Annotated in this window: 23 protein-coding genes; all 23 read right to left on the bottom strand. The window is 48.5% G+C overall.

From position 1 onward, the window contains the following. Nucleotides 1-4: 4 nt before the first annotated feature. Nucleotides 5-670 (bottom strand): CAAX prenyl protease-related protein, encoded by a 666-nt coding sequence (locus NZM04_05130; GenBank protein ID MCS7063418.1) that lies wholly within the window; start codon nt 668-670, stop codon nt 5-7. After that, the gene (ispD, locus tag NZM04_05125) at nt 667-1,368 is read right to left on the bottom strand and encodes a 2-C-methyl-D-erythritol 4-phosphate cytidylyltransferase (GenBank protein ID MCS7063417.1); all 702 of its coding nucleotides are present in this window, start codon (nt 1,366-1,368) and stop codon (nt 667-669) included. Before ispD ends, NZM04_05130 begins: the two co-directional genes overlap by 4 nt. Before the next feature lies 1 nt (nt 1,369). Continuing rightward, nucleotides 1,370-2,185 carry an MlaD family protein gene (locus NZM04_05120; GenBank protein MCS7063416.1) on the bottom strand — a complete coding sequence of 272 codons (816 nt, stop codon included), beginning with the start codon at nt 2,183-2,185 and terminating at the stop codon, nt 1,370-1,372. Between the two features lie 47 nt (nt 2,186-2,232). After that, on the bottom strand, nt 2,233-2,973 hold the full coding sequence (locus NZM04_05115) for an ABC transporter ATP-binding protein (GenBank protein MCS7063415.1): 741 nt from the start codon (nt 2,971-2,973) through the stop codon (nt 2,233-2,235). A gap of 28 nt (nt 2,974-3,001) precedes the next feature. Continuing rightward, nucleotides 3,002-3,784, bottom strand: coding sequence for an ABC transporter permease (locus NZM04_05110; protein MCS7063414.1), 783 nt, complete (start codon nt 3,782-3,784; stop codon nt 3,002-3,004). Between the two features lie 77 nt (nt 3,785-3,861). After that, nucleotides 3,862-4,596: a sulfate ABC transporter ATP-binding protein gene (cysA, locus tag NZM04_05105; GenBank protein ID MCS7063413.1), complete on the bottom strand. Its 735-nt coding sequence runs from the start codon at nt 4,594-4,596 to the stop codon at nt 3,862-3,864. Nucleotides 4,597-4,613: 17 nt separating this feature from the next. After that, nucleotides 4,614-5,471, bottom strand: coding sequence for a sulfate ABC transporter permease subunit CysW (gene cysW, locus NZM04_05100; GenBank protein MCS7063412.1), 858 nt, complete (start codon nt 5,469-5,471; stop codon nt 4,614-4,616). Between the two features lie 14 nt (nt 5,472-5,485). Further along, on the bottom strand, nt 5,486-6,307 hold the full coding sequence (gene cysT, locus NZM04_05095; protein ID MCS7063411.1) for a sulfate ABC transporter permease subunit CysT: 822 nt from the start codon (nt 6,305-6,307) through the stop codon (nt 5,486-5,488). A gap of 7 nt (nt 6,308-6,314) precedes the next feature. Next, the gene (locus NZM04_05090; protein MCS7063410.1) at nt 6,315-7,319 is read right to left on the bottom strand and encodes a sulfate ABC transporter substrate-binding protein; all 1,005 of its coding nucleotides are present in this window, start codon (nt 7,317-7,319) and stop codon (nt 6,315-6,317) included. Between the two features lie 4 nt (nt 7,320-7,323). Further along, complete coding sequence (locus NZM04_05085) at nt 7,324-8,706, bottom strand: porin (protein MCS7063409.1); 1,383 nt, start codon at nt 8,704-8,706, stop codon at nt 7,324-7,326. Between the two features lie 22 nt (nt 8,707-8,728). Beyond that, complete coding sequence (locus tag NZM04_05080; GenBank protein MCS7063408.1) at nt 8,729-9,190, bottom strand: Rrf2 family transcriptional regulator; 462 nt, start codon at nt 9,188-9,190, stop codon at nt 8,729-8,731. Nucleotides 9,191-9,254: 64 nt separating this feature from the next. Further along, entirely contained in the window at nt 9,255-10,127 is an 873-nt protein-coding gene (locus NZM04_05075) for a formyltetrahydrofolate deformylase (GenBank protein ID MCS7063407.1), read from the bottom strand. A 63-nt stretch (nt 10,128-10,190) separates the two neighbouring features. Next, nucleotides 10,191-10,517 carry an RNA-binding protein gene (locus tag NZM04_05070; GenBank protein ID MCS7063406.1) on the bottom strand — a complete coding sequence of 109 codons (327 nt, stop codon included), beginning with the start codon at nt 10,515-10,517 and terminating at the stop codon, nt 10,191-10,193. A 171-nt stretch (nt 10,518-10,688) separates the two neighbouring features. Continuing rightward, nucleotides 10,689-11,027, bottom strand: coding sequence for a P-II family nitrogen regulator (locus NZM04_05065; GenBank protein MCS7063405.1), 339 nt, complete (start codon nt 11,025-11,027; stop codon nt 10,689-10,691). 80 nt (nt 11,028-11,107) lie between these two features. Beyond that, nucleotides 11,108-12,577, bottom strand: coding sequence for an ammonium transporter (locus NZM04_05060; GenBank protein ID MCS7063404.1), 1,470 nt, complete (start codon nt 12,575-12,577; stop codon nt 11,108-11,110). Between the two features lie 22 nt (nt 12,578-12,599). After that, nucleotides 12,600-12,938, bottom strand: a complete 339-nt coding sequence (locus NZM04_05055; GenBank protein ID MCS7063403.1) for a P-II family nitrogen regulator — start codon at nt 12,936-12,938, stop codon at nt 12,600-12,602. 222 nt (nt 12,939-13,160) lie between these two features. Further along, complete coding sequence (locus NZM04_05050) at nt 13,161-14,294, bottom strand: NADH-quinone oxidoreductase subunit H (GenBank protein MCS7063402.1); 1,134 nt, start codon at nt 14,292-14,294, stop codon at nt 13,161-13,163. 21 nt (nt 14,295-14,315) lie between these two features. Then, nucleotides 14,316-15,983 carry a cytochrome c biogenesis protein CcsA gene (gene ccsA, locus NZM04_05045; protein ID MCS7063401.1) on the bottom strand — a complete coding sequence of 556 codons (1,668 nt, stop codon included), beginning with the start codon at nt 15,981-15,983 and terminating at the stop codon, nt 14,316-14,318. Next, complete coding sequence (locus NZM04_05040; GenBank protein MCS7063400.1) at nt 15,980-17,860, bottom strand: cytochrome c biogenesis protein ResB; 1,881 nt, start codon at nt 17,858-17,860, stop codon at nt 15,980-15,982. Before NZM04_05040 ends, ccsA begins: the two co-directional genes overlap by 4 nt. Nucleotides 17,861-17,864: 4 nt before the next feature. Continuing rightward, nucleotides 17,865-19,889: a heavy metal translocating P-type ATPase gene (locus NZM04_05035; GenBank protein ID MCS7063399.1), complete on the bottom strand. Its 2,025-nt coding sequence runs from the start codon at nt 19,887-19,889 to the stop codon at nt 17,865-17,867. 54 nt (nt 19,890-19,943) lie between these two features. Next, nucleotides 19,944-20,894 carry a thioredoxin-like domain-containing protein gene (locus NZM04_05030; GenBank protein ID MCS7063398.1) on the bottom strand — a complete coding sequence of 317 codons (951 nt, stop codon included), beginning with the start codon at nt 20,892-20,894 and terminating at the stop codon, nt 19,944-19,946. Between the two features lie 69 nt (nt 20,895-20,963). Continuing rightward, complete coding sequence (locus NZM04_05025; GenBank protein ID MCS7063397.1) at nt 20,964-21,752, bottom strand: histidinol-phosphatase HisJ family protein; 789 nt, start codon at nt 21,750-21,752, stop codon at nt 20,964-20,966. A gap of 18 nt (nt 21,753-21,770) precedes the next feature. Beyond that, the gene (locus tag NZM04_05020) at nt 21,771-22,286 is read right to left on the bottom strand and encodes a DUF192 domain-containing protein (protein ID MCS7063396.1); all 516 of its coding nucleotides are present in this window, start codon (nt 22,284-22,286) and stop codon (nt 21,771-21,773) included. Between the last annotated feature and the right edge of the window lie 33 nt (nt 22,287-22,319).

The following is a 22,319-nucleotide window of genomic DNA, read 5'->3' as shown; positions in this document are numbered from 1 at the left end:
GTGGTTACCAGAAATGCGTTTTTCCGGAGAGGATGACGTAGAGTCCTAGGGTGAAGTTGGTGGTGGCATGAGCGAGGATAACTGCGGTCAGGTTTTTTGTGAAGATATACCAGGCACCGAAGATTACTCCAGCGAGTAGGGCGACGTGCCATTCGGAGCCGTGGGTTAATGCGAAGAGTGCAGTAGTCGTCCAGAATGAGAAGTGGGTGTAAGTGCCGATGGGGACATTTTGAAAATCGGATTTGATGAGGTATCGTTGGAGGAATCCGCGGATGAAAAGTTCTTCCATTAGAGGAACGGTGAAGGATGCACCGATTAGGCGGATTGTGAGTAGGGAAATAACGAGTAGTTGATTTTTGAAATGTGCTGAGGGGTTGTAGGCGGTGGTGAGCTGGTCTGCAGGAATGAGGTGCTCGTAGGGAAGGATCCAGGCGATGAGGCAAAGGAGTCCGACGGCTATTGAGCCGAGGGTTATTTTGAGATTGAGTCGCGAGATGGGGTAAGTTTTCCAGAAGACGAGAAGCGCCCAGGACACGAGTATTGTTTTGAGGGGGTAGGTGATGTAGATGGCTAGGGGATGAAGGTTGTGAAGGAGTCCGCAGGTGGCAAAAAGGAGGTAAGGGAAAACAAGGGGGAAAGCGGGGTGAGAACGTAGGGCTTGGAAGTTCATGAGGATAGGAGAAGTTCAGCTAGGCGCCAGTCGTCTGGGGTGGTGATTTTGAGGTTGCAACGGTCGTGTGATACGATTTGAACGGGATGGCCTAGAAGCTCGACAGCAGCGGTGTCGTCGGTGACGTGGAGGTTGTTTCTATGGACGAAGTCGTAGGCTTTTTCTATGAGGGGGCGATAAAAAATTTGTGGGGTCTGGACAGCCCAGATGCGGGAACGGTCTAGGGTGCGATGGATAGTGATGGGGGGTTGGTCGGGGTTAATTTCCTTGAGTGTGTCGCGACTAGGATGGCCGCAGACTGCGGCTCCACAGGTGATGGCGGCTTGGAGGACTTTTTGGACGAGGTTTTCGTCGATGAAAGGGCGTGCGGCGTCGTGGATGAGAACGTAGGGATAGTCTGGTGGGAGGGCAGTTATGCCGAGACGCACGGAATCTTGGCGTTCTGCCCCGCCGTGGGTAAGAAGGATTGGGGTGGGGGATTGAATTGTGGAGAGGATTGAGTGGATGGTGTTTTGGGTTTCTGGGCGTATGACTACAACTATGGAGGTGATCGAGGGGCATTGGGTAACGGCTTTGAGAGTGTGGGAAAGGAGGGGTTCACCGGCTATGGGGGTGAGGAGCTTATCGAAGCCCATGCGTTTGGAGGAGCCGGCAGCAACGATGACTGCGCCGAGGGGTGTTGTGGATGAGGAAGACATTTTAGCGGCGTGTTTTTTTTCGGGGGTCGCGTTCGGGGAGGCGAGCGGGGGGAGTCTCAGAGCGTCCTGATTCGTCCGAGTAAAAGAGGATGCCTTTTCGACGTAGGTTGGCGACGAAGGCTGCGAGGTCGTTGGCTAGGGATTCGTCGTAGATGAGTTTGGAGAGGGCTCCTTTTTGTTGGCGGGCGTCACGGATGAGGGATTGGGCTTCTTGGATAGTTTTGTCGGTGTTGGCGAGGAGTGATTTTAAGTGGGCGAAAGATTCTCGGAGATCTTTGGTAGATTGCTCTGTGAGGATAGAGGTGTCGAGTTTTGTGGTGATGGAGTCGAGGCGCTTGGCGATGTCGTTTAGACGTTCGATAAGGGGTTTTGCTGCGTTAGTCAGGTCGGATAGATCGGAGGTGCGGCCTCCGCTTATGATGGTGTCGCCGTCACGGATGAAATCGACTTCTTCACCTTCGGGAACGGGTTGTGGCTGGACGTCGACGAAGCGGTCTCCGAGCATGCCCATGCTTCCGATGAGGAATTTTGCGTTGCGGCGAATTTTTACGTCTTTGCGGATTCGCATGATTACTTGTATGGCTGCGCCATCTTTGATTGGTTGTGGGGTGTTGAGGACTCTGCCTATGAGTGCGCCGGCCATCATGACTTGGGATCCTTTTAGGAGGCCGCTTGCGTTGGGAAATTCGACGGTGATGATGTAGGATTGTTGATAAGTTTCTCCGAGGCGACCGAATTGTATGATTAGCCATCCTATGGCTATTAGGCCGATAAGGATAAAGAAACCTACTGATCGCTCGAGTGTCGGGTTGGTCATGGGTTAGATCATAGTGGGTGTGGGGAGAGTTTGAAATAGAGAAGCAATCAGAGGTCTTGGTTGGTGGAGATGCCGCGGACGAAATTGTAGAGGATAGGATCGGTGGATTGGCGGATTTCTTCTGGGCTAGCGATTTTATAGATTTGCCCTTGGTGAAGCAAAGCAATTCGATCGGCGATCAGGTAGGCGCTGGCCATATCGTGAGTGACTACAACTACGGTCATGTTAAACTGATCAGCGACGTCTTTTATCAGGCGTGAGATGCTGTCGGATAGGATTGGATCGAGGCCGGCGGTCGGTTCATCATACATCATGATTTTGGGTTTACGGACAAGGGCACGAGCGAGGGCTACGCGTTTACGCATGCCGCCGGATATCTCAGAGGGCATTTTCATTTCGGCGTTGGCTAAACCGACGAGGGATAGGGCGTGGTGGACTTCATCGCGGATTTCTGATGGAGAGAGTTTTTTGTCTTCACGCAGAGGGAAGGCGACGTTGTCACCGACAGTCATTGAGTCAAAGAGAGCGCCGTTTTGAAAGACCATGCCTAGATTGCGGCGCATTGGGGCTAATTCTTCTTCGGAGAGGGTGTTTACGTGGTAATTATCTACGAAGATGTCGCCGGAATCGGGGTGAAGGAGGCCGAGGATTAGTTTGAGGGTAACGCTTTTTCCGGTGCCGCTGCGTCCGATGATGACGAGGTTTTCGCCGTTAGGAATCTCTAAGGAGAGATTTGTGAGAACGCGCTGCGTGCCGAAAGATTTGGTGACGTGTTGTAGCCGTATCATTTTATCAGTGGAATGGGGATGGGTTGGGTCAATCTGGAAGGATGGTATTTAGCAGGAAGGTTAAGAAGAAATTAGCGATGAGACATGCGATGGAGGATTGAACGGCTGCTTGAGTGGTGGCTTGGCCGACGCCTTCTGCGTTTGGTGCAGCGTGGAGGCCGCGGTGAGCACTGATCATGCATATGATCATACCGAAAATAAAAGCTTTTGTAAGGCCGATTAATACATCCTTCATCACTGTGAATTTGACTGTATTTTCCCAATAGTAGACTCCGTCAACGCCAAGAATTGGCACTGCGACTAGGTAACCGCTGCCTATTCCTAAAAAGATTGCCATTGAAGTCAGGATGGGCATGGAAAGTGCCATCGCAGCAAATCTTGGGACGACTAGATATTGGACAGGATAAATACCGAGAGCCCGTAGAGCATCGAGTTGCTCTGTGGTTTTCATGGTGGAGATTTCAGCGGCTATTGCTGAGCCAACACGGCCTGCGACCATCAAGGCACAAAGGACAGGGCCAAGCTCCCTGCACATGGCTACCGAGACGACAGGTCCTACGGCAGAGTTCATGCCTAACCGGCCGAATTGGAATTGAGTTTGTGCAGCGAAGACTGCACCGGTGAAGGCACCGGTGATGAGGACTACGCCTTGGGATTGGACACCAATGAACCAGAGTTGACGCCAGAATAGGCGGAAGCGAAATGGATAGGCGAAGGTGCAGCGGAAAGTGTCGGCTAGAAGGAAACATATCTGGCCTGTAGCTTGAATAAAGTTGAGGGCAAAAATGCCTATGCTTTGGATTGGATCCATGACAGAAGCTAGTTAGCAAACGGCAAAAAGAGCAGCGATGAGTTTTTTAATTACAAAGTTGGCTTTTAGGTAAGCTGCTAGATATCCATACCCAAAAAGTCGGCTACAAATGGATTGGCTGGTGTGTTGCGGACGTATGCGGGGGTGCCGATTTGTTGAATGGAGCCTTCATGAATGATGACAACTCGATCGGCAAGCTCAAAAGCTTCTTCTTGATCGTGGGTGACGAAGAGGGTGGTGAGTCTGACGGAGTTATGGAATTCTCGGAGCCACTTTCTCAAGTCTTTTCGAACACGAGCGTCGAGGGCGCCGAAAGGTTCATCGAGGAGTAAGACGCGAGGTTCAATAGCTAGGGCGCGTGCGAGAGCGACGCGCTGGCGTTGGCCTCCTGAGAGTTGAGATGGGAGACGTTTTTCAAGACCTTTGAGCTGGACGCTTTCCAAAAGCTGAAGGACGCGGTCGCGGATGGCTTCTTTGGAAGGGCGGAGGGCACGTGGGCGTATCCGAAGGCCGAAGGCGATATTGTCAAATACGGTCATGTGGGGGAATAGGGCGTAATTTTGAAATACAAAGCCTGCGCGGCGTTCGTAAGCGGAGCGATAGGTGACGTCTTCGCCATGAAAGAAAACGCTTCCTGAGCCTGGATCTGGGAATTCTAGTCCGGCTACGATGCGAAGGAGCGTTGTCTTACCCGAGCCACTTGGGCCAAGTAGTGCGAGCAGTTCTCCTGTTGCTACTTCTAAGCTGACGTCACGCAGTGCTGTGCATTGTGTGGAAAAGGTTTTACTGATGTGACAGACTTGGATACTCATGGTGATGGTGGGGGTGGTTAGGTGGATGAAGAATTTTGCTGTCTGAGGGAAAGAGTTTCAGCGATGCTTTTAACGATCAGGGTTGCAATAGCGAGGGCTGCTAGGAGTGAAGCTAGGGCAAAAGCGGATGAAGTGTGATATTCGTGATGTAGTATTTCGATATGTAGTGGGATGGTGTTTGTAATTCCACGTATATGGCCTGAGACAACTGATACAGCCCCGAATTCACCCATCGTACGAGCATTGCAGAGAATAATGGCGAAAAGAAGCCCCCAGCGAATTTTGGGTAGAGTGATATGCCAAAAAATTTGCCAACCGTTTGCGCCGAGAGTAAGTGCGGCTTCTTCCTCAGCTTGTCCTTGGGCTTGCATGAGTGGGATGAGTGTGCGAGCTACGTAAGGAAGCGTAACAAAGAGTGTGGCAAGCAAAATACCTGGAAATGCAAATATGATGCGTATGTGGTGCTCCATTAACCAGGGACCGAACCACCCATGTAAGCCGTAAAGCAGCACAAAGATGAGTCCAGCGATTACAGGAGAGACGCTAATCGGCAGGTCGATAAGAGCTAGAAGGATTTTTTTTCCAGGAAATGTATATCGCGTGGCAGTCCAAGCTAAGCAGATGCCAAATGCTGTGTTGATCGGGACTGCGAGCAAGGCGACCCAGAAGGTCATTTGGATTGCGTGTTGCGTGTAGGGGTCGGCGAAAGTTTTTAGAAAAGGTCCGAAGCCGTTTCGTAGAGCTTCATAAAAGACCAAAAGCGTAGGGGCTATTACTATTATGGTTAATATGCAAAGAGTGATTCCGATGAGAGAAAACTTGAGCCATGTGGGATCTTCAGTTGCTGAAAGATGTGCGTAGGACTTGGAACCCATGGTGAGCGAGAGGGTTAATTTTTAAATGTAAAGGTAGCGTGGCGTTGCTGGACAAAATTGATGCAAAGCATGATCAGAAAGGAAGCTAACAGCATAGCAGCTCCTAGCACAGCGGCAGATGTATAGTCGTATTGCTCAAGTTTAGTAACAATCAGCAAAGGGATAATTTCTGTCTTAAAAGGTAGATTGCCAGCGATGAAGACCACAGAGCCATATTCTCCGAGCGCTCTTCCGAAGCCCATCAATCCTCCGATGAGAAGTGAAGGAAAAAGCATGGGTAAAATTATTCGAATAAAGGTCTGGGTTCGACGGCTACCTAGAGTGGCTGCAGCTTCTTCAATTTCATGTGGTAGCTCGCGAATGACTGGCTGGACGGTTCGTATAACAAAAGGCAGCGAGATAAAAACAAGCGCAATGAAAATTCCTAGCGGAGTGTAAGCGACTTTAATGCCGACCATTTCAAAATAGCGGCCAAACCAACCTTGCGGGGCATAAAGAGAGGTAAGAGCGATACCTGCAACAGCTGTGGGTAAGGCAAAAGGCAGATCTACAACAGCATCAGCCCACCTTTTACCCGGGAAATCATAGCGGACTAACACCCATGCTGTGATTAGGCCTAGGGTCAAGCTGAAGAATGTTGCGAGAAGAGATAGGCCGAAGCTTAATCGAAACGCAGCTAGCACGCGTGGATCTAAAAGGGTTTCTAATAGGGCTTTGCATCCTGCTTCGCCTGCTTTGAATGTAAGAGCAAGTAGAGGAAGGAGGGCAATAAAACTGAGGTAAAAAACGGAGAGGCCTAGCGTCAAATGGAATCCAGGAAGAGTTTGGCGGGTCATATAGAGGTTATTTTTTAGCTTGTTGCATGCCCAATTCACGAATGATGCGGTCAAATTCTCCATCTGAGGCAAAATGTTTTTTGTGCACGTCTGCCCAGCTTCCGAACATTTCATCTAAGGTAAAAAGTCTTAGGGATGGGAAGTGATGAGCGTAACGCTTGAGAATAGATTGAGATCTTGGGCGATAGTAGTGGCGTGCTGCGATATCTTGTGCTTCTTCAGTATATAGGGTTTTCAAATATGCCTCAGCTAAAGATCGAGTTCCTCGTTCATCTACATTGCGGTCGACGACGGCTACGGCTGGTTCAGCTAGTATCGAGTAAGGAGGGGTGACGATCTCGAGTTCGTCTGAGTGATATCGCAGCAAAAGTAGAGCTTCGTTTTCCCATGAGACAAGGACATCGCCGATGTATCGCTCGGCAAAACTCATCGCTGCTCCGCGTGCTGAGGTGTCGAGAATAGGGGCGTTGGCATAAAGCGCTTTCATGTATTGACGTATTGCGTCGATGTCCCCTTGACGGGTGATCTGAGCGTGTCCCCAAGCCGCTAAATAAGCCCATCGCGCGCCGCCTGATGTTAGTGGATTGGCAATGACAACCTCGACATCTTTGCGGATAAGGTCATCCCAGCCACGAATTTTTTTAGGATTACCTTTTCTGACTACGAAGATGATGGTGGAGGTGTATGGTGCGCTGTTGTAAGGGAGTTGTTGTTGCCAATTTTTTCGGATCAGACCTTTAGCTGCAATCGCGTCAATGTCATAGCCCAAAGCAAGTGTCACGACATCAGCTGGAATCCCGTCTATGACCGCTCGGGCTTGTTTCCCCGAGCCTCCATGGGATTGGCTGATGAGGATACGTTTTCCGTGTTGTTTTTCCCATAGGTCTGAAAAATAGAGGTTGTATTCAGTGAAGAATTCCCGTGTGGGATCATACGAGACGTTGAGCAGGGCGGCACTGTCTTGGCAGGCGCTCAAGGCGAGCAATGGAATACAGAGGAGTAAGATTTTCATGGGATCAGTAGAGGAATTGAAATCGGGTCAGAAAGAGCTGTTCTTCTCTTCTAGGCTCTTGGCCGTTTGGGTTATAGGTGCGATCAAAATGAGTATGTAGATAGTTGATCCCGATGCGTAGGTAATCGTTGAGATACCAATTTAATCCGACGCCCCATGCGGTCGCCTTAGTGGAGGATCCGGGCAGGAGAATTGATGAAAAGTCGGGATGACGAGTGTCTAGTTGAGCTACTCGTAGGGCTAGTTCTAGCGCGCCCCATCCGCGGTTGCTTGAGGAGCCCCATGGTTTGAATTCGCGTTCAGGGCGTATATTCAGATAATCGGCTTCTTCTCCCGTAATGATCCAGCGTGCGGCTGTATGCCATGCGTAGCTTTCAAGTCGGCTTCGTCTGTGGGAAACGTCAGCGAGCTCCTGCTCAGAATAGATGAATTCACTGAGCAAACCAAAGTTTTTCCAATAGGCATATAGTTGTGGAGAGAAGCGGGTGTGCGTGCCGCTTGCAGAGGTCCAAGGTTGGAATTGCAGGAAGCTTTGATGTCCATCAGTGCGGAATGAGGGCAGTGCGGATGCTCCTTCCTTTTCACCGTGCGTCAGAGCGATGCCTAGACCAAAATTTTGAAAGGCTGTAGAGAGATTTTTTAACGGATGAAAAAAGAAACGAGCGGCCATTTCGCGATGAGAATCAGTATCTTGATTTGGAGCGTTGGCGCCATCAGCGGTGCCGTTGAATAGGCCGAATTGATATTCGAAAAGACGATTCCACAGTGTGCCATGAACTTGGATGCCGATATCACGGCCTGGGACTAGATTTGAGGCGAGAGAGGTTTCGTTAAAAAGACGATGAGGATCGGGTTGAAGGAATTCTAGGCCAAAGGGAGTTTTGAAGCGGCCAGCTTGGATTTGAAAGGCGTCGTGAAGGTGAGCATTGATATTTGCATCAATAATGGACGGAGAGGAGCCAGCGAACTCTGTGTGTAAATTAAGATGCCAGTGTTTGTAAATATCGGCATCTAAGATTATGCGAGCTCGCCGAAGTAAAAAAGTGTCAAGATGCGAGTGATTGAGGTAACTGCGAGTATCGACTTGGACTAAACCGCGGATTTGCAATTGGTGTTGTTGATCGTCGGATTGGATGACGATCCTTGATGGAAGCTTTTGGGCAGGTTTTTTCGCTTGCTCGCTGATGTGTGTTGAAGGCAACTTGCTAGAGGTGGATTTTTTTTGAGAGATTGCGTCGAGGCGTTTTTCAAGCTCAGTGAGACGTTGTTTTAGGCTTGCGATCTCTTGTCGAATCGCTTCTGCAGCTAGGCTTTCTTGCGTTGAAGCAGCATTTAGCTTAGAGGCAGAATACAATAAGAGCAAAATAATGTGTGTGGTAGGTTTCATTTAACGACTATTTTTATCGTGTTTATATTCCTTCACCATGGAGTCCATGAAGGATCTCTTCTGGGGCAACGGGGATTTGTTTGAGGACACGGCCGAGCGTAGCGCGCTCCATGATTTTGGCAGCATAGTTGCGGATGTCGAGAAAGACGCGTCGAAAACGGCAGAAACGCTCTTGTGAGCAGGCTTCGTAGTTGGTCGCAGAGACGCAACCAATCGGTGCAAGCATGCCATCAAATGCTCGGACTACTTCTCCCATGCTGATTTGGTCTGGGTCTAAGGCTAAGAGATATCCACCTTTTTTTCCTGGGATACTTTTAACCCAACCGTGAGCTTTCAGGTCGAGCATAATTTGCTCCAGAAAGCGTTTGGGGATGTCGTTGCGACGAGCTAAATCTCCAATGGGGATGGGATGAGCGTCTTGATGAAACTCTGCCAATGTGAACAGGACGCGTAGAGCGTAGTCGGTTCGTTTGGAGATTTTCATAACGAATAACGATAATTTTGGTCGTTATTAAAGTCAACGTGATTTTTGGATTAAAGTTTTTTTATTAAACCCCAAAGACTTTACCCCAATGGATGTCGTAGCGTTGATCGAGGTATATTTGTATAGCTCGAAGAAGACATTTGGATTCGGCTGCTTGGCCTTTAGCCACAATGTCTTTAATTGAGTCTTCGGGCTCTATGGTGAAGGCTTCTTGGGCAATAATGGGGCCTTCGTCAAGCTGTGGGGTGACGAAGTGAGCTGTAGCGCCGGCAATTTTAACGCCTTTTTCGTAAGCTTGGCGATAGGCATTTGCGCCGGGGAACGATGGAAGGAGGGAAGGGTGGATGTTGATGATTTTGTTTTTCCATCGCCATACGAAGTCAGGCGAGAGAATTTTCATAAATCGCGCGAGGACGATGAAATCTACGTCGTGATCTAAGAGGTGGTTGAGTGTTTTCTTTTCTGCTTCTTTACGGTCGGTGAAGTCTACGTGGTAAAAGGGTAAGCCGGCCTCTATGGCAAGGGGTTCAAGAGTGGGGTGATTTCCGATAACGACTACGGGCTGAGTATTTAGAGTAGGAGATCCTGATGTGGGGGATAGAGTGGCTTGTAAGATGGCTCGGAGGCAATGAGGTTCTTTTGTGACAAGGATGCCCATGCGTTGAGGGCCTGTGTGGACTCTCCTTATCGTTAAGGCCATTTCAAGCTCTGCAGCCAGAGCCCGTAGGCGTGCTTCTACTATCTCCAAGGGAACAGAAGTTGAAGAAAAGGAGGCCTGGAGAGTCATGCTGAAGTGACCGCGGGTGACTTGTTCTTCGAGGCCTTCGATATTAGCGCCGCACTCGAAGAGGAGATGAGTTGTACGAGCGATTACGCCAGCTTTATCGTTGCCAATGAGGGTAATCGTGAGGATTTGAGGGGGTTGAGTGTTAGGCATAGCTAGCGCGTGTCATTTCTGTTAGATGAACAGAAGTGAGTATAAGCGCCTTTAATGGTATGATTAAGAACTTGAATAATTGCTTTTTCTATAGCGGCGGCTGCCTGAACGATTGAATGGGGGGCGATGTGGTCGAGAGACATTTTCTTCGCGAGGGCGGGCTTGGTTGATTTTCAACGTGCGCCCGTCGAGTTCTATGCCGTTGAGGGCAGCGATAGCTGCTTGAGCTTCGTGCTCGTTGGGCATAGTCACAAAACCGAAGCCGCGAGATCGTCCTGTGAACTTGTCTATGATGACTTGGACTTTTTCGATGACTCCGTGGGGAGCAAAGAGGGAGTAGATTTGTCCCTCTCCTGTCTGGTAGGAGAGGTTACCGACGTATATTTGCATACAATGAGTTTAGTAGGTTGTAGCCGCAATGAGGATTTCGGACAATCGGTCGCAGCGGGTAGTGCGAAGAATTGCCGCTTAATGTTGTTACATCAAGAGGGGATAAAATCTTATGCGAGAAACAGAGCATTCGTTGGGTTAATTGGTGGTTTTAAATGGGTTCAGCAGAGGTCACACAGCTTTTTCGCCTCGCTCTTCCGTGCGGATGCGTACGGCATCTTCAATGGTGGAGACAAAAATTTTGCCGTCACCAATTTTGCCTGTCTTGGCGTGTTTGAGGATAGTTTGGATGACTGAGTCTTGTTTTTCAGCGGGTATGACTAAGTCAATTTTGATTTTTGGGAGAAAATCTACAGTATATTCGCTTCCGCGATAGATTTCCGTATGTCCCTTTTGGCGACCGAAGCCTTTGACTTCGGTAACTGTCAATCCTTCGATGCCGATTTCGTGGAGTGCGTTTTTGACCTCGTCGAGCTTGAAAGGCTTGATAATTGCTTCAATTTTTTTCAGGGACATGATTTATTCAATGATGAAGGGTGCGTAGCATATAAGCCACGCACCCTTTTTTGGCAAGGGATTTTTATCTCAGGTTAAAGAATATATCCCTTCTCTCCGTGATCGGCTGTATCAAGGCCTGAGGTTTCAACCTCGGGTGTCGGCCGCAAGCCGATGGTCGCTTTGATTATGTAAGCAATAATAGCGGTCGCTATGACGCTAAGTGCGATCGTGAGTAGAACGGATTGAATCTGTGCTACGAGAAGGCCGTTCTTAAGGGACTCAACAACGGGATTAACTTTTGGGTCAGCAAATACACCCGTCAGAATCGCTCCGAGAGTGCCGCCGACACCGTGGACTCCGAAAGTGTCGAGTGCATCGTCATAGCCGAGGGCTTTCTTGATGTAAGTGACTGCAATAAACGGAATGACACCAGCCAAGATGCCCATGATCACCGCACTTGTCGGCGTGACAAATCCAGCTGCAGGTGTGATCACAACTAATCCGGATACGATTCCCGAGCAGAATCCTAAGACACTAGCATGTCCGCGGAGAACTTTTTCAAGCATTCCCCAGGTGAATCCAGCTATAGCTGCAGCAATAAAAGTGGTAGCGAAAGCATTGCTTGCGATCGCGTCAGACGCTAACGCTGATCCAGCATTAAAGCCAAACCAGCCGACGTAGAGCATAGCCGTGCCGATCATAACAAGAACCATCGAGTGGGGTGGCATGGGTTCCTTACCGTATCCTAATCGCGGTCCAAGAATCATGCAGAGCACCAGTGCCGACCATCCTGAGCTCATATGAACGACTGTGCCTCCAGCGAAGTCAATGGCTTTGATTGCGGCGTGGGCGTTTAGTGGGCCACACATTAAGCCATTAGCTGCCCATACCATGTGAGCAAGTGGATAATAGACCAAAATTGACCATAAAGCAGTGAAAAGTAGAACTGCTGAAAATTTCATTCTTTCCGCAGTCGCTCCGAAGATGAGCGCGGGTGTGATGATTGCGAAAGTAAGCTGAAACATGACCCAACTATAGTCCGATATCCATTGTGAGCCTGCACCAACGGCAGCTGGTGAAATGCCGTTTAGGAATGCTTGGGAAAGATCTCCTATAAAGGCGTTTCCACCAGCAAATGTGAGGCTATATCCAAAAGCCCACCACATAAGCGTGGCAAGACCAGTGATGCCCAGGCACATCGCCAGAATAGAGAGGACATTTTTCGATCGAACTAGACCTCCGTAAAATAGAGCGAGCCCAGGAAGAGTCATGAAGAGAACCAAGGCTGTTGCGACCATCTGCCATGCATTGTGCCCAGGCCCAGGGCCGGGGATTTTAGAATTCTCGGCGGATGGGCGTGCTGCATTGTTAAAGTAAGCCTCAATGTCTGCAATTCTTTGCTCTAGATCTTGGATCGCTTGCGGCAGGTCTGTGCTCGGTGGAGCGGCAGCTACAGTGGCTTCATGAGTTGGAATGTTGAATTCTGTATGAGCTTCTTGAGCTAGAATTGGAGAGGAAATAAGGCCCGTTATGGCGGTTAAGATAAAAATAATCTTTTTCATAAGTTGATTTTCGAGTTGAGATTTATATTGCTTTTTCGCCTGTTTCTTCGGTGCGAATCCGTATGGCTTCTTCGATTGTTGAAACGAAGATCTTACCGTCACCGATTTTGCCGGTCTTGGCGGTATTGGTGATGGTTTTGACGATTAACTCAGCTTTATCGTCAGGAGAGACGATTTCGATTTTAACTTTTGGGAGGAAATCTACCGTGTATTCGCTTCCACGGTAGATTTCTGTATGTCCCTTTTGACGGCCAAAACCCTTCACCTCTGTGACGGTCATGCCTTCGACTCCGATCTCGTTGAGACCGGCCTTCACTTCCTCAAGCTTGAAAGGCTTGATGATAGCTTCAATTTTTTTCATGGTTGTCTTATTTAGTTATACTATTTGACCTTTCGTCGGATACACACTCGTTAAGTAGTGCCTCAGACGAAAGATTCAGTTCACGTTGCAAGGGCAAAGCAAGCTGCGTGCCAACTTTTTAATTCTTTACCGTATAGCTATTTCAGTGCCCTGCAGGCTTTCTTTAATGTGAAAAGTCACCAGGCGTAGAGGAAGCCAAAAAAGGAAAAAATGGATGCAGAATCAAGCTTGGAGCCAAGCCAGAATGATTGCGACAACGACGATGTTAGCCAGTGCAAGCTCGAAGAGGACGCACCAGCCGAGCTTCATAAGTTGATCGTAACGAAATCGCGGGAGCGTCCAACGCACCCACATGAAAAAGAAAATAACACAAGCAATTTTAACCAAGAATACTAGGGCTTGCAGAGGTAACATCCACCAAGCAGCCTCCTGACCAGCAAACCACTCGATAGGTAAGCTCCAGCCTCCAAAAAATAGTGTCACCATCAGACCTGAAGCTACGATCATCGCAGCATACTCACCGAGAAAGAAGAGCGCGAATTTCATTGAAGAATATTCGGTGTGATAACCGCCCACTAGCTCAGTTTCGCTCTCAGGAAGATCGAAAGGGGCACGGTTGGTTTCAGCAAAAGAAGAGATCAAAAATATAATGAATGACAGTATCATCGAAGGCCACAAAGCCCAGTGCAACAGGTCAGGATTTCCTCCTTTCTGAATAAACGGCAAAACCATCCAACCGTTTTCGTATTGATAGCGGACAATTTCAGACAGATTCAGGCTCCCTATCACCATAAATACTGGCACGACAGACAATCCCATCGCAATCTCGTAAGAGATCATCTGCGCACTAGATCGAATCCCACCAAGAAATGGATACTTAGAATTGGAAGCCCAGCCAGCCAGGACAATTCCGTAAACGCCAAGTGACGCAATAGCAAAGATGAGCAAAACGCCGACGTCGACGTCAGCAATGACGCCGGGATGCGGCAATGTCAGTCCCCATGCTGGAATTTCTATCGGCTTGATGCTGCCGAAAGGCAACACCGCAATGCTGATCAACGGTGGAATGACTGCAAGGACTGGCGCGATAATAAAATAAAAACGATTAACATGAGCAGGGGTGAAATCTTCTTTGAGTAGAAACTTGATGGCATCGGCGATTGGTTGCCCAAGTCCCCAAAGAGAAAAGCGGGTCAGAGGAATCCCGACACGGTTTGGCCCAATTCGATCTTGTATAGCTGCACTAATCCGTCGCTCAGCCATTACAGAATAAGAGACGACACCTAAGACCACCGCGATCACAATCGCGCTTTTTACGATGGTCGTGGCAATATAAAACAGCAGTTGCCAATCCATGCGATGGCGATTAGCAGAAGATCAGCGTTTCGTCACCTTGCTTTTGAGCCTTTGCAGCAAGAGAGCCAGAAGCAAAAGGATTTGACTCAATACAAAAATGGTCACTGCTGTGCCGCCTCCCTTTCCGAATCCATAGCTGTGTAGGCCTTTACCAAGGATGAAGTTGACTCCATACCACGTCATGATGACGCTTAAAAAGCCCACGATGCTGCCCACAGAGAGTCCTAGTCCTTTCCACCAGCCAGCAAGACGGCCGTGTAGCACGGCTAAATAGATAAGAAGAGTGATCAAAGCCCACGTTTCTTTTGGGTCCCAATCCCAGAAACGTCCCCATGAATAATTAGCCCAGACACCGCCGAGAATAGTGCCTGCAGCGAGAAGAAAAACGCCGATTTGTAAAGCGCGATAGACGAAAAAGTCGAGTTTTGCATCAAGGTCGCTCACATATCGAAGAAGATGACGAATCAGGCGTATGTGGGCTAGAGCCATGGCAAGTAAAAAAGCAGCATAACTTAGTGTGACGGTAAGAACATGGACGGTAAGCCAGAAATTGTTCCGCAGAACTGGCTGCAAAGGTTGTATGGAACGATCGAGAATGATTGGGGAAAGATCAGCTAAGATCAGGACGATTGAGGCAAACGGAGCTGCAGCCAAGATAAAGTATCCTGTTTGGTAACGGGCTTCGAAAAAAATGGCAAAGGCCATTGTGCCAAGGGCGACCCAGATGACTGTTTCATACATGTTTGTGACTGGTGCTCGCCCTGAAACATAGACTCTGAGAGCAAAGGCAATGATCTGAAGAAGAAAACCGATGATAAGCAAAAGCCACGATGCACGATAAAGAAGGCCTCTATTTCTTTCATTGCGAATGAAGAATAAAACTGCGGCGGCAGCAAGATAGAGTTTCCAAGCCCATCCAGAGGGGTGCCACTCTTTATAGAGATACTCTGCTTTGAGTTTGGTTTGGTCTGCGTAGTGTGAGGGGCGGAGTTGGTGTATAGTTGTGATGAAAGTTTTGAGATGAGTGCCGAATTCGGGTTTGGAATTTAGGTAGGCTTCCCGAAGCTTTTCAAATAGATGGCGCAGGGCATCTGCTTCATCGCTAGGGTAGTGGTTGGAAATCTCGTTAATCGAAAGCCAGCTTCCATCGTTGCGCAAAGTCGGGTGCGGTATGATTTTGAACAAAGAACCGTTTAGAAGGGCTTCGAATGTAGAAAGACGTTGGGCGAGCTCCTCGGCCTCTTTATGAAGTCTTGGGAGAGGTTCGCGAGGGTTGCGAAACCGCATCAACTCTGCCTCGCGAAGTAGAGTAGCCAGACGTGCGTTGGGGATGATATCAGAGATTGAGAAGTGAATTGTCTGTGGATCGAGTCCAAGTTCGTTTTTTAATTTCGAATATCCGATGTATATCACTGTAGCGCTGTGGAACTGAGCCGGCTCCAGAAAGAGAGAGATTGTTCCCTGCAATGCTGATAAACGCTGGGCATTTTTTTGAATCGGAGGCCAGTAGGTTTTGCCGGTTATGGTGATAGTGATTTCATGGGCAAAAGAGGTGAATGGTTTTTTGCGGCCATTGTGTTGGACGGCTAATTCAGACCATAAATTAGATGTTGGGCGGACAGAGTGTGAGCTTGCGTGTATTTCTATCGTAAGGGTGAGCAGAGTGATCAGGAAAATATAAGATTTCATTGAGTAGAGGGATTAAAGTTTACTTTACGTCCTATAAAGAGGATGCCGATGCCTACGCAAAGGATTAATGAGCCGATCCATTTGAATGGCCAACCGGGATCGTAAAGGACTTGCAATGTGGTGACGTCGAGGTCATTAGGATTCCATGAGGCTTGCGAAAATTTGTAATTTAAGCCTAGCGCGGATCTCCAAAGGCCGCCGGGGAAGCTTGCAGGATAATTCATTTGAGCTTTAGCAGAAGTTTCCAAGCCCGTTTGTGTATCGCGAAAGGTTAGATGGCTAATAAAGTTGGCAGGCGTGTCTGTGCCTTCATCCCGGGGGACTTCAAAGCGATCCAGCCTAACTGTGAAGGGGAGTGGCCGTGTTTTTAATCCAAAACCGACCCGCACAACTTGATTTGCAGAAAAGAATGAAGCGATTTCGCCCGAGGCAATCCAGCGCTCATCGAGGCGTTGTCCTTGTGAGTCGGTGAGTGCTACGAGTAGACCGGGAACTGCGCTTGACTCAATGCCAGAAGATTGCAAGGGGATCGATGCAGGGAGGTTTTTTTTTCGAATGACGGCATGCGGGAGATATTCATTTAGCTTGACTTGCCAATCAGCCCAGCCAGGTGCGAAAGATTCTCCTTTCCGTAGAACGCCCGATAAGGTTTCTTTTCCGCTGCGCAGAACGCGGTAAGATACGGCTTCCGGACTGGAACTAGGCCAGAATTGGAGTTCGCGTAGGCCTAGAATTCGAGTTTTTAGCGCAGAGACGTCATTGATCTGCAGCTGAATGATAACCGCAGGATTTTCTGGGCGATCACTTCGATTGGTGGGGCTACCTTGGTGCATCGTGAAATCGTGCCAAAAGCCATGGGCTTTGATTTGGAGAACATCAGGAATGACCTCGAGCGTTTTTTTGATAATGTCGTTTAGCGGGTATTCGTAGCTTTCTTCGGATGAAAGTTCTAGAATTACTTTCCAGTCGCTAGGCTGCGTGCTGCTCACGAGGCTTGATTTAACAGGCAATAGGTAGGCTTGTATTCCTGATGGTTGGTTATTTTCAGAATGAATAATTGGGTGCTGGGTGCGACGTGCGAATAGGACGTGAGTTTCGCGGCTGGGAGATAAAGAAGGCTCAGAGTCAGAGGGCGAATTTTTGAGAGGATCATCAAGCAGCCAACGGATGCGTGCGTGTCCGAAAAAGGAGTCTTCGTTTTTGCCCTCAAGCTGTAGCAACGTGATCGGAATGGACTGCCGCATCATGGAGCTTGTGAACTCAAGAGCAAGGCCAGGGGCACTTACTGGGGAGCTGCTTGAGACTGCTTCAAGAACTTCACGGGACTCTATGTGTTCGGCGTAATCCTTGATAACAAGTTTTAGGTTGGTATGCGGAACGGCCAGTCGGCGGGGCTTCTTAGGCGTTGGACGTTGAACCTCAACAGGAAAGTCTATGGCGTAGAGCAATCCATCTGCAGGGCTTTCTACTTGGAACATGGTTTGGTTTAGCGTCACGCGTCCTGTGGGTGGTTCTCCGATTCGCAAATGGACAAACCCTTCGAAGCCAGTCAATCGGCCTATCAAGGCACCGATGAGAAGGACGATGATGCCGAGATGGGTAATCAAAAAACCAGTGTGTTTTTTTTGCCATGGCCATCTGGTCAAAGTGGCTGCGGCTAGGTTTACGCACAGTAGGAGCAGCCATACGATAAACCACGGGGCTTGATAGATGTAATGTCGCGCGACTGCTGTGTTAAAACGAGATTCAGCAATCGTAGCGGCTGCGCAAGCTATAGCAATCGAGATGAGAAGAAATACAGCGAGTTTCAGTGAACCTAAAATTTCGATGGTGGTGCGCCAGACTTGATTGTGTGAAGGTTTGGAGACTTCGGGCATGAATTTAGTTTTGTAATTTTTCTCCCCAAGCCAAAGCTCTGGAAGTGACAGTGACGCTGGCTGCGAGCATCAAAAAAGCTGCAATCACAGGATTTATCCATCCTGCAATTGCAAGAGATGCTCCGACTAGATTATAGGCAGCAGCAAAAATAAAATTTCGGTTTAATCCTTCACAAATCAATCGGCTTATACGAATGGCTTCTGGAATGCGATCCAAACGTGATTCGCTGAGCTCAGCTCCGGCAATTTCTTTGGTGACTGGAAGGGCAGAATTTACGGCGATGCTCGCATGAGCGTAGCGCATAGCTCCAGCATCATTCATGCCATCACCGATAAAGAGCACTCGGTGATTTTGTTGTTGAAGTTTCTTTACTTCATCAATTTTATCTTCGAGGGAAAGGCCACAAAGGGGAGATGAATCTAGCTGGAGGGCATGGACGCGCTGCTCGGAATCACCACTCATGATGCGGCAATCTAAACCTATCTGTTTTAATAGATCCCAAGCTCTTTGTGCTGTTTGCCGAAGAACTTCCTTAAGAGTAATGATTGCAATTAGCCTGTTGTCTAGTTTGACAAAAATCTGGACAAGTTCTTTTGAAGAAGATCCGATTGAATCAGTCAGTGCTTTGATATTTTCTCTATCTTCGAGTTGTAAAAGGCCTTCATTTCCAAAAATCAAGCGGTAAGACGTCCCTGTGTGTGAATCATGAATTACTCCTTCAAGACCTTTGCCTGGAAGGATGCGTATCTCTTGACAGATGTAGGGATTAGAATCCACGTTTGTGCTCCAATCATCGAATGCCCTAGCAATGGGGTGTCGCGTCTTACGCTGAATGGCACTGATCATGAGCTTTAGTTTTTCTTCTTCGAAATCGCTTATTTTTCGGAAATCGATACGCTGCATTCTGTCCTCGCTAAGAGTGCCTGTTTTGTCGAAGACGACAGTGTCTACCTCGCTTAGACGTTCGATAAAATCAGGCGAGCGGACGATGATACCACGTCGCATTAACGCACGAAGACCGCTCCACAAGCCTATAGGCGTAGCGAGGCCTAAGGCGCATGGGCAGGCGACAACAATAACCGTCAATGCCCGATACAGTCCTACTTCCCATGATGCAACTAAAGTCCAAATACCGAAAGCAAGGCACGCAAGGGTCATCACAATAGGAAAGAAGTATTTCAGAAAACGGTCTGCGCGTTTTTGGTAGTTGGCTTCATTCATATCTATTGCCCGGAGGCGTTCCAGCAGATGGTCAATTTGTCGAGGTTTTTCATCCAGTGAAGTGAGCACTTCCATCTCGATGCCTGTATCAAGAGGTTGACTGCCAGCTAGGATGCGGTCGCCTGCTTTTTTGGAGACGGGATAGGGTTCTCCGCTTATTGAGCTTTCATCTATTAAGGCTTCTCCTTTGAGGAGTTTTCCATCTATGGGAACGATCCCGTTTATGGCGACGTAAATTATGTCACCTCGACGCAAGTTGCGGATCGGTGTGATCTCGAACCTGCCGTTTTCGCAGATCTTTTGGGCGCGATTGAATGAATCTATCCATCCTGATATTAATTCTTTGGCCTGTGAGGCACGGCGGCGACCTAGAATTTTGCCCAGGTAGTAAATAAAAAATAAAACGAACGGCACTTCATAATAAATTCCAGCTCCAGAGTGGAATGATCCCATCAAAGAGGCAGCGTATGAGCCCCATATTCCGACGCCAAAAAAAAGCTCTATCGTTATCCGTTTACTTTTGAAATCTTGAAAAACTCTGTGACCAAGCGGAGGCCACAAAAAGAGGATCATGGCAAGACTTCCCCAAGCCAAGATGTGATGAAGCCAGTCGGCTTCTCCTTGATTTAGATCGGAGATATTCACGGCCAAGCTGAACATCATCACCTGAGCCGTTCCTAGAAAAGCCAACCCCAAGCGCAACCATTCTAGCAGTGAGATGCCCTCGACTTTAGAATTCTCTACTTCCTGTTGAGATTGTGCTTTGGGCTGTCCATTAGTAACAGTTGTCGGGCAACAGCAAGCCATTAGCCAATCTTATATCTCGCCCTTCAAATCGCAAGTGTTCCTCCTCAAACCCGTTTAATTCAAAAGAGATGGGATTTTTTGCATGACTACCGTGTAATTCCCGTCAGCGTCTTCAACAATCTCTCCTTCTGCGTTGATCAACACCAGATGGGGAATTCCTGATGAGGCAAAGGCCAAAAATGGGTTCTTTTTTCGATCATCGACATCGTCCCAACGAATCGCCGGCCATGGCATTTTATATTTCATCATGTAATTTTCCGTCGCTTCTTCTCCGTAGTCGCGCGATATGAAAATTAGCTCAAACTTCTTGCGTTGCGTCTCGGTCAAACTGTTATACATGGCCACGAGCTTTGGGGTGAATCTGACGCAAGGCCCGCACCAACTCGCGGAAAAATAAACTGCTATATATTCTTTATCGACTAACAGATCTTTATCAAAGGACTTCACTCGGTTACCTTCAAGTTTGACAAATCGCGCTCGGCACTTGGCCAAAAGCTTATTCTTAAAATTCAGGTCCTTTGCGGTATCTGGTTCTCCCCCATCAATGCTTTCGCTCTCGGCATCCGTCTTCGTATTTTCCTCTGGCAGTTTTTTTTCTTTTGATGAAAGGGCTGCCTCTGTGTTGGAGATCGATGGGTGATGATCGATCTTTTTAGGTTGCATCCCTTGTTTTGCTACTTCGTCTACTTTGTTTTCTTGCCCGATCTTTTTATCCCCAACTCCGTCATATCGCGACTTTGCCCGTGCAACGATATCTGTCTTTTCATGCGGCACATGCACCTCGGCAGGGTTGAATTCAAGCACCACTTTATCCTTTTCCACCTTGAGCAACTTTAACGTTTTCCCCTTGGCTAAAGTCGCTTGTCCGATTGACCTACCATTCAAAATCAAATCAACCTTTACCTCTTCGACTAACTCGACCTCTTCTGGCCACAAGTCGTCACGAAGCGGAATTAGCGCAGGACTAAAGCCCCCAGAAGGATATCCTGTCGTAGCGAGTAGCACAGTTCCTGCCACTACGCACGATATCTTACTCCACCCCCATGATCTACGGTGACCGATCACAGCAGAATTCTACGTTTCTCTATCCCAGGCTGTCAATCGCCGCTGATGCCGCTGATACAGAGCAATCTCCTTCACACCTGCAGCCTGCAGCACTTCCCTTAGCCGCTCATATCCCTCTCCGAGCTGCGCGTAAGAATGCGCATCGGATGAAATCGTGATCGTCACGCCGAGCTTTACAGCCTCGCGTATCAATTCAAGGCTTGGATAACATTCTCCCACAGGTTTACGCCAGCCTGCCGTATTGATCTCAATAGACTTACCTGCCTTTGCGATCCGCTCCAGCAATGGAACAAACAGCTTTTGGTTAACCTCTTCACTCACCCGATGTCCATGAATTTTCACCAAATCGAGATGCGAAAAACAATCCACCGCCCCGTAAGCCATCATTTTCTCCAGCTCCGCAACATACAACTCATACGCCCGCTCCACACCGTGTCGATCGAATTGCGACGCGCCTTCCAGTGAATCAAACATTACCGCTTCCCCCGGCAAATAATGGATAGAACCCAAGACATAATCTAGTTCCTCCCAATGCTCTTCAACCCAGCGTCGACCTCGTTCACCCGTAACAGGATCATTATCCAGCTCGATCCCCTTCAAAAATCGCACTTGAGGATAGGCTTCGGCCAGCTGATCTACGGCCTCTAAAGCTACTCCGTCGCAATAACGATCATGGTCTGTGAACGCAATTTCACGAATCCCTTGAGCCAGCGCTCGCTCCGCCCATGGCTTCAGCAGTTCCATATCATACCGCTGTAAGCGATGCCCTTGTGGATGAGTGTGGTAATCAGCAATCATTTTTATTTGCAGATAGGATTAACGGTCAAACTGCCGTTGCCTCGGCAGAGGTGCCTTTAAGCGTGCCCACGTGGTGCCCTCCGGCACAATCCGATCACCGACTTTCACGCCGTTCAAGGCAAACCACCCCCTATTCATTTCCAATGCGAAAGCGACTCGATCGCTTTTACTCACGACAGGCGTCATGTCCAAGGGTTTCAAATCGTGCAGCTCTAGTATTACTCCTTCACGATCTAAGTAAGCTACCGTCAGTGGAATGTAAGTGTTTGCCATCCAGAATGACGCTCGGCGCTCTTGTCCGAAGACAAAAAGCATCCCCTCATTATCCCCGAGACTTTTTCGAAACATCAACCCCATCGCCATTTCACCCGGCCTTCGCGCCACTTCCGCTGTAATGAGAGGTGCTTGCCCTACCCTTAATTTAATCGTTTGAAGCTTGGCTTGAGGTTGACCTTCCATGGTAGCGGGAGAAGTCATCACCCCGCTCCACAAAAAAAGCGCCATCAGTCCCCACAGCAGAGATCGACGCATCATAACGGTATTGTATCCGCAGGGCAAATTAGGCAA

The sequence above is a fragment of the Candidatus Methylacidiphilales bacterium genome (genome assembly GCA_025056655.1).
Taxonomy (GTDB): Bacteria; Verrucomicrobiota; Verrucomicrobiia; order Methylacidiphilales; family JANWVL01; genus JANWVL01.
The sequence above is the reverse complement of the archived record's forward strand: the minus strand, read 5'-3'. Positions and strand labels throughout refer to the sequence as shown.

Coding starts and splice junctions, on each gene's coding strand:
- NZM04_05090 (MCS7063410.1), bottom strand. CDS start 7,319: ATGAAAATCTTACTCCTCTGTATTCCATTGCTCGCCTTGAGCGCCTGC.
- NZM04_05025 (MCS7063397.1), bottom strand. CDS start 21,752: ATGATTGCTGATTACCACACTCATCCACAAGGGCATCGCTTACAGCGG.
- NZM04_05080 (MCS7063408.1), bottom strand. CDS start 9,190: ATGAAAATCTCCAAACGAACCGACTACGCTCTACGCGTCCTGTTCACA.
- NZM04_05040 (MCS7063400.1), bottom strand. CDS start 17,860: ATGCCCGAAGTCTCCAAACCTTCACACAATCAAGTCTGGCGCACCACC.
- NZM04_05035 (MCS7063399.1), bottom strand. CDS start 19,889: ATGGCTTGCTGTTGCCCGACAACTGTTACTAATGGACAGCCCAAAGCA.
- cysW (MCS7063412.1), bottom strand. CDS start 5,471: ATGGGTTCCAAGTCCTACGCACATCTTTCAGCAACTGAAGATCCCACA.
- NZM04_05020 (MCS7063396.1), bottom strand. CDS start 22,286: ATGATGCGTCGATCTCTGCTGTGGGGACTGATGGCGCTTTTTTTGTGG.
- ccsA (MCS7063401.1), bottom strand. CDS start 15,983: ATGAAATCTTATATTTTCCTGATCACTCTGCTCACCCTTACGATAGAA.
- NZM04_05055 (MCS7063403.1), bottom strand. CDS start 12,938: ATGAAAAAAATTGAAGCTATCATCAAGCCTTTCAAGCTTGAGGAAGTG.
- cysA (MCS7063413.1), bottom strand. CDS start 4,596: ATGAGTATCCAAGTCTGTCACATCAGTAAAACCTTTTCCACACAATGC.
- cysT (MCS7063411.1), bottom strand. CDS start 6,307: ATGACCCGCCAAACTCTTCCTGGATTCCATTTGACGCTAGGCCTCTCC.
- NZM04_05130 (MCS7063418.1), bottom strand. CDS start 670: ATGAACTTCCAAGCCCTACGTTCTCACCCCGCTTTCCCCCTTGTTTTC.
- NZM04_05115 (MCS7063415.1), bottom strand. CDS start 2,973: ATGATACGGCTACAACACGTCACCAAATCTTTCGGCACGCAGCGCGTT.
- NZM04_05110 (MCS7063414.1), bottom strand. CDS start 3,784: ATGGATCCAATCCAAAGCATAGGCATTTTTGCCCTCAACTTTATTCAA.
- NZM04_05070 (MCS7063406.1), bottom strand. CDS start 10,517: ATGCAAATATACGTCGGTAACCTCTCCTACCAGACAGGAGAGGGACAA.
- ispD (MCS7063417.1), bottom strand. CDS start 1,368: ATGTCTTCCTCATCCACAACACCCCTCGGCGCAGTCATCGTTGCTGCC.
- NZM04_05075 (MCS7063407.1), bottom strand. CDS start 10,127: ATGCCTAACACTCAACCCCCTCAAATCCTCACGATTACCCTCATTGGC.
- NZM04_05085 (MCS7063409.1), bottom strand. CDS start 8,706: ATGAAACCTACCACACACATTATTTTGCTCTTATTGTATTCTGCCTCT.
- NZM04_05060 (MCS7063404.1), bottom strand. CDS start 12,577: ATGAAAAAGATTATTTTTATCTTAACCGCCATAACGGGCCTTATTTCC.
- NZM04_05050 (MCS7063402.1), bottom strand. CDS start 14,294: ATGGATTGGCAACTGCTGTTTTATATTGCCACGACCATCGTAAAAAGC.
- NZM04_05120 (MCS7063416.1), bottom strand. CDS start 2,185: ATGACCAACCCGACACTCGAGCGATCAGTAGGTTTCTTTATCCTTATC.